The 11,742-nt window shown below is 42.3% G+C and carries 23 protein-coding genes; all 23 read left to right on the forward strand.

The features are described 5' to 3' along the window. Positions 1 to 97: 97 nt before the first annotated feature. The 23 genes from tuf (at position 98) to rplO (ending at position 11,741) form a co-directional block, all read left to right on the forward strand. The gene (gene tuf, locus SC79_RS18790; protein ID WP_039076390.1) at positions 98 to 1,288 is read left to right on the forward strand and encodes an elongation factor Tu; all 1,191 of its coding nucleotides are present in this window, start codon (positions 98 to 100) and stop codon (positions 1,286 to 1,288) included. A gap of 99 nt (positions 1,289 to 1,387) precedes the next feature. Continuing rightward, complete coding sequence (locus tag SC79_RS18795) at positions 1,388 to 2,344, forward strand: alpha/beta fold hydrolase (protein ID WP_039076391.1); 957 nt, start codon at positions 1,388 to 1,390, stop codon at positions 2,342 to 2,344. A gap of 236 nt (positions 2,345 to 2,580) precedes the next feature. Next, positions 2,581 to 2,889, forward strand: coding sequence for a 30S ribosomal protein S10 (gene rpsJ, locus SC79_RS18800; protein WP_003156464.1), 309 nt, complete (start codon positions 2,581 to 2,583; stop codon positions 2,887 to 2,889). 39 nt (positions 2,890 to 2,928) lie between these two features. Continuing rightward, positions 2,929 to 3,558: a 50S ribosomal protein L3 gene (gene rplC, locus SC79_RS18805; protein WP_039076392.1), complete on the forward strand. Its 630-nt coding sequence runs from the start codon at positions 2,929 to 2,931 to the stop codon at positions 3,556 to 3,558. A 27-nt stretch (positions 3,559 to 3,585) separates the two neighbouring features. Next, positions 3,586 to 4,209, forward strand: a complete 624-nt coding sequence (rplD, locus tag SC79_RS18810) for a 50S ribosomal protein L4 (RefSeq protein ID WP_039076393.1) — start codon at positions 3,586 to 3,588, stop codon at positions 4,207 to 4,209. Then, a complete protein-coding gene (rplW, locus tag SC79_RS18815; protein ID WP_003225793.1) occupies positions 4,209 to 4,496 on the forward strand; it encodes a 50S ribosomal protein L23 in 288 nt (95 codons plus the stop codon). The genes rplD and rplW overlap by 1 nt, the downstream gene beginning before the upstream one ends. A gap of 31 nt (positions 4,497 to 4,527) precedes the next feature. Beyond that, the gene (rplB, locus tag SC79_RS18820; protein ID WP_039076394.1) at positions 4,528 to 5,361 is read left to right on the forward strand and encodes a 50S ribosomal protein L2; all 834 of its coding nucleotides are present in this window, start codon (positions 4,528 to 4,530) and stop codon (positions 5,359 to 5,361) included. A 57-nt stretch (positions 5,362 to 5,418) separates the two neighbouring features. After that, the gene (rpsS, locus tag SC79_RS18825) at positions 5,419 to 5,697 is read left to right on the forward strand and encodes a 30S ribosomal protein S19 (RefSeq protein ID WP_039076395.1); all 279 of its coding nucleotides are present in this window, start codon (positions 5,419 to 5,421) and stop codon (positions 5,695 to 5,697) included. A 16-nt stretch (positions 5,698 to 5,713) separates the two neighbouring features. After that, positions 5,714 to 6,055, forward strand: a complete 342-nt coding sequence (rplV, locus tag SC79_RS18830) for a 50S ribosomal protein L22 (RefSeq protein WP_014662532.1) — start codon at positions 5,714 to 5,716, stop codon at positions 6,053 to 6,055. 3 nt (positions 6,056 to 6,058) lie between these two features. Continuing rightward, positions 6,059 to 6,715, forward strand: a complete 657-nt coding sequence (gene rpsC, locus SC79_RS18835) for a 30S ribosomal protein S3 (RefSeq protein ID WP_003242001.1) — start codon at positions 6,059 to 6,061, stop codon at positions 6,713 to 6,715. 1 nt (position 6,716) lies between these two features. Next, entirely contained in the window at positions 6,717 to 7,151 is a 435-nt protein-coding gene (gene rplP, locus SC79_RS18840) for a 50S ribosomal protein L16 (protein WP_003225801.1), read from the forward strand. Continuing rightward, entirely contained in the window at positions 7,141 to 7,341 is a 201-nt protein-coding gene (rpmC, locus tag SC79_RS18845; RefSeq protein ID WP_003156482.1) for a 50S ribosomal protein L29, read from the forward strand. Before rplP ends, rpmC begins: the two co-directional genes overlap by 11 nt. Before the next feature lie 22 nt (positions 7,342 to 7,363). Beyond that, positions 7,364 to 7,627 carry a 30S ribosomal protein S17 gene (gene rpsQ / locus SC79_RS18850; protein ID WP_003225804.1) on the forward strand — a complete coding sequence of 88 codons (264 nt, stop codon included), beginning with the start codon at positions 7,364 to 7,366 and terminating at the stop codon, positions 7,625 to 7,627. A 40-nt stretch (positions 7,628 to 7,667) separates the two neighbouring features. Beyond that, complete coding sequence (gene rplN, locus SC79_RS18855) at positions 7,668 to 8,036, forward strand: 50S ribosomal protein L14 (RefSeq protein ID WP_003156485.1); 369 nt, start codon at positions 7,668 to 7,670, stop codon at positions 8,034 to 8,036. A 36-nt stretch (positions 8,037 to 8,072) separates the two neighbouring features. Further along, positions 8,073 to 8,384, forward strand: coding sequence for a 50S ribosomal protein L24 (rplX, locus tag SC79_RS18860; RefSeq protein WP_003156486.1), 312 nt, complete (start codon positions 8,073 to 8,075; stop codon positions 8,382 to 8,384). Between the two features lie 26 nt (positions 8,385 to 8,410). Further along, positions 8,411 to 8,950: a 50S ribosomal protein L5 gene (gene rplE / locus SC79_RS18865; RefSeq protein ID WP_039076396.1), complete on the forward strand. Its 540-nt coding sequence runs from the start codon at positions 8,411 to 8,413 to the stop codon at positions 8,948 to 8,950. Positions 8,951 to 8,972: 22 nt separating this feature from the next. Continuing rightward, a complete protein-coding gene (gene rpsN / locus SC79_RS18870; RefSeq protein ID WP_003156488.1) occupies positions 8,973 to 9,158 on the forward strand; it encodes a 30S ribosomal protein S14 in 186 nt (61 codons plus the stop codon). Between the two features lie 31 nt (positions 9,159 to 9,189). After that, entirely contained in the window at positions 9,190 to 9,588 is a 399-nt protein-coding gene (rpsH, locus tag SC79_RS18875; RefSeq protein WP_003241998.1) for a 30S ribosomal protein S8, read from the forward strand. A gap of 29 nt (positions 9,589 to 9,617) precedes the next feature. Then, positions 9,618 to 10,157 carry a 50S ribosomal protein L6 gene (gene rplF, locus SC79_RS18880; RefSeq protein WP_039076397.1) on the forward strand — a complete coding sequence of 180 codons (540 nt, stop codon included), beginning with the start codon at positions 9,618 to 9,620 and terminating at the stop codon, positions 10,155 to 10,157. Between the two features lie 32 nt (positions 10,158 to 10,189). Further along, the gene (gene rplR, locus SC79_RS18885) at positions 10,190 to 10,552 is read left to right on the forward strand and encodes a 50S ribosomal protein L18 (protein ID WP_039076398.1); all 363 of its coding nucleotides are present in this window, start codon (positions 10,190 to 10,192) and stop codon (positions 10,550 to 10,552) included. 24 nt (positions 10,553 to 10,576) lie between these two features. Beyond that, entirely contained in the window at positions 10,577 to 11,077 is a 501-nt protein-coding gene (rpsE, locus tag SC79_RS18890; protein WP_003328273.1) for a 30S ribosomal protein S5, read from the forward strand. 13 nt (positions 11,078 to 11,090) lie between these two features. Beyond that, a complete protein-coding gene (rpmD, locus tag SC79_RS18895; protein ID WP_003156497.1) occupies positions 11,091 to 11,270 on the forward strand; it encodes a 50S ribosomal protein L30 in 180 nt (59 codons plus the stop codon). A 30-nt stretch (positions 11,271 to 11,300) separates the two neighbouring features. Beyond that, a complete protein-coding gene (gene rplO / locus SC79_RS18900; RefSeq protein WP_003225819.1) occupies positions 11,301 to 11,741 on the forward strand; it encodes a 50S ribosomal protein L15 in 441 nt (146 codons plus the stop codon). The last annotated feature ends 1 nt before the right edge of the window (position 11,742 follow it).

Here is an 11,742-nt window from a genome sequence, read left to right on the forward strand (position 1 = left end):
GTATAACTACTATTGTAAGATGAGGAAGTGAAAGCTTTCTTTCACTTCCTATCACACTATACATTACTAATTAAAAGCTCTTAAGGAGGATTTTAGAATGGCTAAAGAAAAATTCGACCGTTCCAAATCACATGCCAATATTGGTACAATTGGACACGTTGACCATGGTAAAACAACATTAACTGCTGCTATCACAACAGTACTTCATAAGAAATCTGGTAAAGGTACAGCTATGGCGTACGATCAAATTGATGGTGCACCAGAAGAGCGCGAGCGCGGAATCACAATCTCTACTGCACACGTAGAGTACGAAACTGATACTCGTCACTATGCACACGTTGACTGCCCAGGACACGCTGACTATGTTAAAAACATGATCACTGGTGCTGCGCAAATGGACGGAGCTATCCTTGTAGTATCTGCTGCTGATGGCCCAATGCCACAAACTCGTGAGCACATCCTTCTTTCTAAAAACGTTGGTGTACCATACATCGTTGTATTCTTAAACAAATGCGACATGGTAGACGACGAAGAGCTTCTTGAACTAGTTGAAATGGAAGTTCGCGATCTTCTTAGCGAATACGACTTCCCTGGTGATGATGTACCAGTAATCAAAGGTTCTGCTCTTAAAGCACTTGAAGGTGACGCTGATTACGAAGCGAAAATCTTCGAACTTATGGATGCGGTTGATGAGTACATCCCAACTCCAGAGCGTGACACTGAAAAACCATTCATGATGCCAGTTGAGGACGTATTCTCAATCACTGGTCGTGGTACAGTTGCTACTGGACGTGTTGAGCGTGGACAAGTTAAAGTCGGTGACGAAGTAGAAATCATCGGTCTTCAAGAAGAAAACAAGAAAACAACTGTTACAGGTGTTGAAATGTTCCGTAAGCTTCTTGATTACGCTGAAGCTGGAGACAACATTGGAGCCCTTCTTCGTGGTGTAGCTCGTGAAGATATCCAACGTGGTCAAGTACTTGCTAAACCAGGTACAATCACTCCACACAGCAAATTCAAAGCTGAAGTTTACGTTCTTTCTAAAGAAGAGGGTGGACGTCATACTCCATTCTTCTCTAACTACCGTCCTCAGTTCTACTTCCGTACAACTGACGTAACTGGTATCATCCAACTTCCAGAAGGCGTAGAAATGGTTATGCCTGGAGACAACACAGAAATGATCGTTGAACTTATCTCTACAATCGCTATCGAAGAAGGAACTCGTTTCTCTATTCGTGAAGGCGGACGTACTGTTGGTTCAGGCGTTGTTTCTACAATCACTGAGTAATCGTATGATTAAAAACGGGACCCCCTGCGGGTCTCGTTTTTTGTTTAGTCATCTTTTTCTTGTATAATAGGATCTATCATATTCGAGGGGCTAATTTTTATGATTCCAGAAAAGAAATCAATCGCGATCATGAAAGAACTGAGCATTGATAAAACGAAGCAAATGCTGATGATTAGTGGGGCTGATATAAATAATCCATTGCTGCTTTTTTTACATGGCGGACCGGGTACCCCTCAAATCGGATATGTTAGGCATTATCAAAAAGAGCTGGAAAAGCATTTTACTATCGTACATTGGGATCAAAGAGGAGCCGGACTTTCTTATTCAAAACAAATTCCTCAGCACTCCATGACAATCAGTCATTTCATTAGTGACGCAATTCAAGTGGCTCAATGGGTTCTACACCAGTTTTCAAAAACAAAACTATATCTTGCTGGCCATTCGTGGGGATCACTGCTAGCTCTTCATGTACTGCAGCAGCGTCCTGATTTGTTTTACGCCTATTATGGAATCAGTCAGGTTGTTAACCCTTGCAATGAAGAAACAGCTGCTTATCAATCTATTCGAGAAATGTCTGGTGCGAGGCGTGCCAGTATAGTATCCAAGGCCATACGTTTAATTGGCGCTCCACCTTGGGATAAGGATATCTATCATCATATCTATCGGTTTTGTGTCGAGATGAGCAGGGGAGGATTCACTCACCAACGTCGTCAGTCCCTAGCACTATTTTTTCAAATGCTTACAGGAAAAGAGTATGGTGTGAAAAATATGCACAAGTTTCTCAATGGCCAGCGTTTTAGTAAAAAACATTTAACTGATGAGATGTACCGTTTTAATGGATTCACATCAATTCCTTCTATTAAATTGCCGTGTTTTTTCATTTCGGGGAGACATGATCTCATTGTTCCTGCTGAAATATCGAAACAGTATTACCAACGGCTTGAGGCACCTGAAAAGCGATGGATTCAATTTGAGAATTCCGCGCACACCCCGCACATCGAAGAGCCATCTCTATTTGCGAGTATACTGAGGCGCCACGCGCTGTACCACTTATGATAGGTCCTTGAAAAATAAGAAAAACACCTGTATAATAAAAAAAGTGTGCAAATCATGCATATCTTAAATAAGTCTTGCAACATACGTCTATTTTCTGTATAATGGTGTATGTTGGTCTTTGACTGCGATGAAGTGAGAGGTTGCTGACACACCCGGCCGCTTTGCCATGGCAAGGTGTTCAGGTTTTTCTCACGGAGAACTGTCTAACGTGATGTAGGCGAAAAGGAGGGAAAATAATGGCAAAACAAAAAATTCGTATTCGTTTGAAAGCATATGATCATAGAATCCTTGATCAATCTGCAGAGAAGATTGTTGAAACGGCAAAACGTTCTGGTGCCAGCGTATCTGGTCCGATCCCGTTGCCAACTGAAAAATCAGTTTACACAATCCTTCGTGCGGTGCACAAATACAAAGATTCTCGTGAGCAATTTGAAATGCGTACACATAAACGTCTAATCGACATTGTGAACCCAACACCACAAACTGTTGATGCTCTTATGCGATTAGATTTACCATCTGGTGTCGATATCGAAATTAAACTTTAATTCTAAAATATAGAATGATCTTAATAGGAGGTGTGACGAATGACCAAAGGAATCTTAGGAAGAAAAATTGGTATGACGCAAGTGTTCGCAGAAAACGGTGATCTTATTCCGGTAACTGTTATTGAAGCTGCTCCAAACGTTGTTCTTCAAAAGAAATCAGCTGAAAACGATGGCTACGAGGCTATCCAGCTTGGTTTTGACGACAAACGTGAAAAGCTTTCTAACAAACCAGAAAAAGGACACGTTGCAAAAGCGGAAACTGCTCCTAAGCGCTTCGTTAAAGAATTACGCGGAGTGGAAATGGATGCGTATGAAGTTGGTCAGGAAGTCAAGGTTGAAATTTTCTCTGCTGGAGAAATCGTAGATGTAACAGGAGTATCTAAAGGTAAAGGTTTCCAAGGTGCGATCAAGCGCCACGGACAATCTCGCGGACCTATGTCTCACGGTTCACGCTACCACCGTCGTCCTGGTTCAATGGGACCTGTAGATCCTAACCGTGTATTCAAAGGCAAATTATTACCTGGACGTATGGGCGGAGATCAAATCACTGTTCAAAACCTTGAAATCGTTAAAGTTGATGCAGAGCGCAATCTTCTTTTGATCAAAGGTAACGTACCTGGTCCGAAGAAAACTTTAATCACTGTTAAAAGTGCTGTTAAATCTAAATAACTCTCTTAGGAAAGGAGGAAATTGATCATGCCAAAAGTAGCATTATACAACCAAAACGGTTCTACTGCTGGTGACATCGAATTAAACGCTTCTGTATTTGGTATCGAGCCAAATGAGAGTGTTGTATTCGACGCTATTCTTATGCAAAGAGCTTCCTTACGTCAAGGATCTCACAAAGTAAAAAATCGTTCTGAAGTACGCGGCGGAGGTCGTAAACCATGGCGTCAAAAAGGTACTGGACGTGCCCGTCAAGGTTCCATCCGTTCACCGCAATGGCGCGGAGGTGGTGTCGTATTCGGCCCAACACCACGCAGCTATTCTTACAAATTACCTAAAAAAGTTCGCCGCTTGGCAATCAAATCAGTATTGTCTTCTAAAGTGATCGACAACAACATCATCGTACTTGAAGATCTTACTCTTGATACGGCTAAAACAAAAGAAATGGCAGCTGTCCTTAAAGGATTATCTGTTGAGAAAAAAGCTTTAATCGTAACTGCGGATGCTAACGAAGCAGTCGCTTTATCTGCACGCAACATTCCAGGAGTTACTGTTGTTGAAGCGAACGGAATCAACGTTTTAGACGTTGTCAACCACGAGAAGCTTCTGATTACAAAAGCAGCGGTTGAAAAAGTAGAGGAGGTGCTTGCATAATGAAAGATCCTCGTGATGTTCTAAAGCGCCCCGTCATTACTGAACGTTCTGCTGATTTAATGGCTGAAAAGAAATATACGTTTGAAGTTGATGTAAGAGCTAACAAAACAGAAGTGAAAGACGCGGTTGAAAGCATCTTTGGAGTGAAAGTTGATAAAGTCAACATCATGAACTACAAAGGTAAATCAAAACGTGTTGGACGCTACACTGGTATGACTAGCCGTCGCAGAAAAGCGATCGTAAAACTTACTGCAGACAGCAAAGAAATCGAAATTTTTGAAGCTTAATTATCTGTAAAAAGAAGGAGGGAAATTCAAAATGGCGATTAAAAAGTATAAACCGACCTCTAATGGACGTCGTGGCATGACAACTTCAGATTTTGCTGAAATCACGACTGACAAGCCGGAAAAATCCTTGCTTGCTCCCCTTCACAAAAAAGGCGGACGTAATAACCAAGGTAAATTGACTGTACGTCACCAAGGTGGCGGACATAAACGCCAATACCGTGTTATCGACTTCAAGCGCGATAAAGATGGTATACCTGGACGCGTTGCTACAGTTGAATACGATCCAAACCGTTCAGCTAACATCGCTCTAATCAACTATGCAGACGGAGAAAAACGTTACATTCTTGCTCCTAAAGGAATTCAAGTGGGTACTGAAATCATGTCAGGTCCTGAAGCTGACATCAAAGTAGGTAATGCACTTCCACTTATCAACATCCCTGTTGGTACAGTTGTGCACAACATTGAATTAAAACCTGGTAAAGGCGGACAGCTTGTACGTTCAGCTGGTACATCTGCTCAGGTTCTTGGTAAAGAAGGTAAATACGTTCTTGTACGTCTTAACTCTGGTGAAGTTCGCATGATTCTTTCTGCTTGCCGTGCATCTATCGGTCAAGTAGGTAACGAACAGCACGAACTTATCAACGTTGGTAAAGCTGGACGTTCTCGCTGGAAAGGCATCCGCCCTACAGTTCGTGGTTCTGTAATGAACCCTAACGATCACCCACACGGTGGTGGTGAAGGACGTGCGCCAATCGGACGTAAATCACCAATGTCTCCTTGGGGCAAACCAACTCTTGGATTCAAGACACGTAAGAAAAAGAACAAATCTGATAAATTTATCGTACGTCGTCGCAAAAATAAATAACGGGGTTGTCTACGGTTCATTTCGGACCGTAGTGCAATCACGAAGGGAGGTTCCAAAATGGCTCGCAGCTTGAAAAAAGGACCATTTGTCGATGGACACTTGATGACAAAAATCGAGAAATTAAACGAATCAGACAAGAAACAAGTGGTAAAAACTTGGTCTCGTCGTTCTACTATTTTCCCACAGTTTATTGGTCACACAATCGCAGTCTATGACGGACGTAAACACGTGCCTGTTTTCATCTCTGAAGATATGGTAGGGCACAAGTTGGGTGAATTCGCTCCAACTCGTACGTACAAAGGCCATGCTAGTGATGACAAAAAAACAAGACGCTAAGAGAGGAGGCTTTTAAATGCAAGCTAAAGCTGTTGCAAGAACAGTCCGAATTGCTCCTCGTAAAGCACGTCTAGTAATGGACCTGATTCGAGGCAAGCAAGTAGGTGAGGCAGTATCAATCTTGAACCTTACACCAAGAGCTGCTTCTCCAATTATCGAGAAAGTATTAAAATCCGCTATTGCAAATGCTGAGCATAACTATGAAATGGACGTTAACAACCTTGTTATTTCTCAAGCATTCGTTGACGAAGGCCCTACGTTAAAAAGATTCCGCCCACGTGCTATGGGACGTGCGAGCCAAATCAACAAACGTACGAGCCACATTACAATCGTTGTATCAGAAAAGAAGGAGGGATAAGTAGTGGGTCAAAAGGTAAATCCAGTCGGTCTTCGTATCGGAGTCATTCGTGATTGGGAATCTAAGTGGTACGCTGGTAAAGATTACGCTGACTTCCTGCACGAAGATTTAAAAATTCGTGAATACATTAGCAAACGCCTTTCTGACGCTTCTGTTTCTAAAGTGGAAATCGAGCGTGCGGCAAATCGCGTTAACATTACGATCCACACAGCTAAGCCTGGTATGGTTATCGGTAAAGGCGGTTCTGAAGTTGAAGCACTTCGCAAAGCCCTTAACAGCCTTACTGGCAAGCGTGTACACATTAACATTCTTGAAATCAAAAGAGCAGATCTTGATGCACAGCTAGTAGCTGACAACATCGCTCGTCAATTAGAAAACCGTGTTTCTTTCCGCCGTGCGCAGAAACAACAAATCCAACGTACTATGCGTGCTGGAGCACAAGGTGTGAAAACAATGGTTTCTGGTCGTCTTGGCGGTGCAGATATCGCTCGTTCTGAATACTACAGTGAAGGAACTGTTCCATTGCACACATTACGTGCGGATATTGACTATGCAACATCTGAAGCTGACACTACTTACGGTAAGCTTGGTGTGAAAGTCTGGATCTATCGTGGAGAGGTTCTTCCTACTAAGAAGAAAACTGAGGAAGGAGGAAAATAATATGTTATTACCAAAACGCGTTAAATATCGCAGAGAGCATCGCGGAAAAATGCGTGGCCGTGCGAAAGGCGGTACTGAAGTACATTTCGGTGAGTTCGGTATCCAAGCTCTTGAAGCTTCTTGGATCACTAACCGTCAAATCGAAGCTGCACGTATTGCGATGACTCGTTACATGAAACGTGGCGGTAAAGTTTGGATCAAAATTTTCCCTTCTAAACCTTACACTGCTAAACCACTTGAGGTACGTATGGGATCCGGTAAAGGGGCTCCAGAAGGTTGGGTAGCTGTTGTAAAACCGGGCAAAGTTTTATTTGAGATTTCTGGTGTGTCTGAAGAGGTAGCTCGTGAAGCGCTTCGTCTTGCATCTCACAAATTGCCAATTAAAACGAAGTTCGTAAAACGTGAAGAAATTGGTGGTGAATCAAATGAAAGCTAATGAAATTCGTGACCTTACCACTGCTGAAATTGAACAAAAAGTAAAGTCTCTTAAAGAAGAACTTTTCAATCTTCGCTTTCAATTAGCGACAGGACAACTTGAAAATACTGCTCGCATTCGTGAAGTGCGCAAAGCTATCGCGCGCATGAAAACTGTGATTCGTGAAAGAGAAATTGCTGCTAATAAATAATCACTGAGGGGAGGTCGTGAGCATGAGCGAACGTAACCAGCGCAAAGTTTACCAAGGCCGTGTAGTTTCTGACAAAATGGATAAAACCATCACTGTTGTTGTTGAAACATACAAAAAACATACACTTTACGGTAAACGCGTAAAATACTCAAAAAAATTCAAAGCACATGATGAAAATAATCAAGCTAAAATCGGTGACATCGTAAAGATCATGGAAACTCGTCCATTGTCTGCAACTAAGCGTTTCCGTCTAGTTGAAGTTGTCGAAGAAGCTGTTATTATCTAATAAAGTTCGGAATTCTTTTTCCGAAGGGAGGTAACAAATAATGATTCAACAAGAGACTCGTTTAAAAGTAGCTGACAACTCTGGCGCTCGTGAAGTGCTTACTATTAAAGTTCTCGGTGGTTCTGGACGCAAAACAGCTAACATTGGTGATGTCATTGTTTGCACGGTTAAACAAGCAACACCAGGAGGCGTTGTCAAAAAAGGTGAAGTCGTAAGAGCTGTTATCGTTCGCACGAAAAGCGGAGCACGCAGAAGCGACGGTTCATACATCAGCTTCGATGAGAATGCATGTGTTATCATCCGTGACGACAAGAGCCCACGTGGAACTCGTATCTTCGGACCAGTTGCTCGTGAGTTGCGTGAAAACAACTTTATGAAAATTGTTTCTCTAGCTCCAGAAGTTATCTAATGAAATAAATGCCTTAGTCAAGGAGGTGCGATCAGGATGCATGTTAAAAAAGGCGATAAAGTAATGGTTATCTCTGGTAAAGATAAAGGCAAACAAGGAACAATCCTTGCTGCTTTCCCTAAAAAGGACCGCGTTTTAGTTGAAGGTGTGAACATGGTGAAGAAGCACTCTAAACCAACTCAAGCTAACCCTCAAGGCGGTATTTCTAATCAAGAGGCGCCAATTCATGTATCAAACGTTATGCCGCTCGATCCTAAAACAGGTGAAGTGACTCGCGTAGGATACAAAGTGGAAGATGGCAAAAAAGTTCGTGTAGCAAAAAAATCTGGGCAAGTTCTAGATAAATAGTATTAAAAGGAAGGGAGGTCTATCTCATGAACCGCCTTAAAGAAAAGTACAATAAAGAAATTGCACCTGCTTTAATGACAAAGTTCAACTATGATTCTGTCATGCAAGTGCCTAAAATCGAAAAAATCGTAATCAACATGGGTGTTGGTGACGCTGTTCAAAACGCGAAAGCAATCGACAGTGCTGTTGAAGAATTAACGTTTATCGCAGGTCAAAAACCTGTCGTTACTCGTGCGAAGAAATCAATTGCTGGATTCCGTCTACGTGAAGGAATGCCTATCGGTGCGAAAGTAACTCTTCGCGGAGAGCGCATGTATGATTTCCTTGATAAACTTATTTCTGTATCTTTACCGCGTGTACGTGACTTCCGCGGGGTTTCTAAAAAATCTTTCGACGGTCGCGGTAACTACACACTTGGTGTGAAAGAACAGTTAATCTTCCCTGAAATTGACTACGATAAAGTAACTAAGGTTCGCGGAATGGACATCGTTATCGTAACAACTGCTAATACTGACGAAGAAGCTCGTGAGCTATTAACTCAAGTAGGTATGCCGTTCCAGAAATAATCAATGAAAGGGAGGCGAAATCGTGGCTAAAAAGTCTATGATTGCGAAACAACAACGTACACCAAAGTTTAAAGTACAAGAGTACACACGCTGTGAACGCTGCGGACGTCCGCATTCAGTCATTCGTAAATTTAAACTTTGCCGTATTTGTTTCCGTGAGCTTGCATATAAAGGACAAATTCCTGGCGTGAAAAAAGCCAGCTGGTAATCCCCAAGAAAGGGAAGGAGGTAATTATATAATGGTTATGACAGATCCAATTGCAGATATGCTAACTCGTATTCGCAATGCAAACATGGTACGTCATGAGAAGCTTGAAATTCCTGCTTCTAAATTGAAAAGAGAAATTGCTGAAATTTTAAAGCGTGAAGGTTTCATTCGTGACGTTGAGTTCGTAGAAGACAGCAAACAAGGTATCATCCGCGTTTTCTTGAAATACGGACAAAACAACGAGCGTGTTATCACTGGTCTTAAAAGAATCAGCAAGCCTGGTTTGCGTGTTTATGCTAAATCTAATGAAGTACCTCGCGTACTTAACGGTCTTGGAATTGCGATTATTTCTACATCACAAGGTGTTTTAACGGACAAAGAAGCCCGTGCAAAACAAGCTGGTGGAGAAGTTCTAGCATACGTTTGGTAAGAAGTTTAACATGAATGGAGGTGTTTGGTATGTCTCGTGTAGGTAAGAAGTTACTTGAGATTCCTTCTGATGTTACAGTAACGTTTAACGATAACAATACTGTAGCTGTGAAAGGACCAAAAGGAGAATTAACTCGTACGTTTCACCCTGATATGGAGATTAAAGTAGAGGACAATGTGCTTACAGTCGCTCGTCCTTCTGATCATAAAGAGCACCGTGCGCTGCATGGTACGACTCGCAGTCTGCTTGGCAACATGGTTGAAGGTGTATCTAAAGGATTTGAAAGAGGTTTGGAATTAGTTGGTGTCGGTTACCGTGCGTCTAAATCCGGAAATAAACTTGTTTTAAACGTTGGATACTCTCACCCTGTTGAGATCGTTCCTGAAGAAGGCATCGAAATCGAAGTTCCTTCTCAAACTAAAGTAGTTGTAAAAGGAACAGACAAAGAACGTGTAGGAGCTATTGCTGCTAACATTCGCGCTGTCCGTTCTCCAGAGCCTTACAAAGGTAAAGGAATCCGCTACGAAGGTGAAGTTGTTCGCCGCAAAGAAGGTAAATCTGCTAAGTAAGATCGCTTAAAGTGAAGAAAGGAGTGACCTAGATGATTACGAAAACTAGCAAAAATGCTGCTCGTCTTAAAAGACACGCTCGTGTTCGCGCTAAACTTTCCGGTACTGCTGAAAGACCGCGTCTGAACGTTTTCCGTTCTAACAAGCACATCTACGCTCAAATCATCGATGATGTAAATGGTGTAACAATTGCTAGTGCATCTACTCTCGATAAAGACTTGAATGTTGAAAGCACTGGAGATACTTCTGCTGCTACTAAAGTTGGAGAATTAGTTGCAAAACGCGCTGCTGAAAAAGGCGTTTCTGACGTAGTATTTGACCGTGGCGGATACTTATACCATGGACGTGTAAAAGCTTTGGCTGATGCTGCTCGTGAAGCTGGACTTAAATTTTAATAAAAGAAGGAGGGACACATGATTATGCGTCGTATTGACCCAAGCAAATTAGAGTTAGAAGAACGCTTAGTTACGGTTAACCGCGTAGCGAAAGTTGTTAAAGGTGGTCGTCGTTTCCGCTTTGCAGCTCTAGTCGTTGTCGGTGACAAAAACGGACACGTAGGATTCGGTACTGGTAAAGCACAAGAAGTACCAGAAGCGATCCGCAAAGCTGTTGAAGATGCGAAAAAGAATTTAATTGAAGTACCAATGGTTGGAACTACAATTCCACACGAAATCATCGGACGTTTCGGTGCAGGTAACATCTTGTTAAAACCTGCTTCTGAAGGTACTGGAGTTATCGCTGGAGGCCCTGTACGTGCGGTACTTGAGCTTGCTGGTGTAGCTGATATCCTTTCTAAGTCTTTAGGTTCTAACACACCGATCAACATGATTCGTGCAACTCTTCAAGGCTTAAGTGAACTTAAACGCGCTGAAGACGTTGCGAAGCTTCGTGGAAAATCTGTAGAAGAACTGTTAGGATAAGGAGGGAACATTAATGGCTAAATTAGAAATTACCCTCAAACGAAGTGTAATCGGTCGTCCGGAAGATCAACGCGTTACTGTGAGAACACTCGGTTTAAAGAAAACAAACCAAACTGTTGTTCACGAAGACAACGCTGCGATCCGCGGTATGATTAATAAAGTATCTCATTTAGTTTCTGTTAAAGAACAATAAAAATAATTGATTGGATAAGGAGGTGTCCTAATGAAACTTCATGAATTAAAACCTTCAGAAGGTTCACGCAAAACGCGTAATCGCGTAGGTCGTGGTATTGGTTCTGGCAACGGTAAAACAGCTGGTAAAGGTCACAAAGGTCAAAACGCTCGTTCTGGCGGTGGTGTACGCCCAGGATTCGAGGGGGGACAAATGCCTTTATTCCAACGTCTTCCTAAACGCGGTTTCACTAACATTAACCGCAAGGAATACGCTGTAGTCAACCTAGACAAATTGAACGGTTTTGCAGAAGGAACGGAAGTCACTCCTGAACTTCTTCTTGAGACTGGTGTTATTAGCAAACTTAATGCAGGAGTAAAGATTCTTGGCAACGGTAAATTAGAGAAAAAATTAACTGTAAAAGCCAATAAATTCTCTGCTTCTGCGAAAGAAGCTGTTGAAGCTGCTGGCGGTACAGCTGAGGTGATCTAAC

The sequence above is a fragment of the Bacillus sp. MSP13 genome (genome assembly GCF_000815295.1).
Lineage (GTDB): Bacteria > Bacillota > Bacilli > Bacillales > Bacillaceae > Bacillus > Bacillus vallismortis.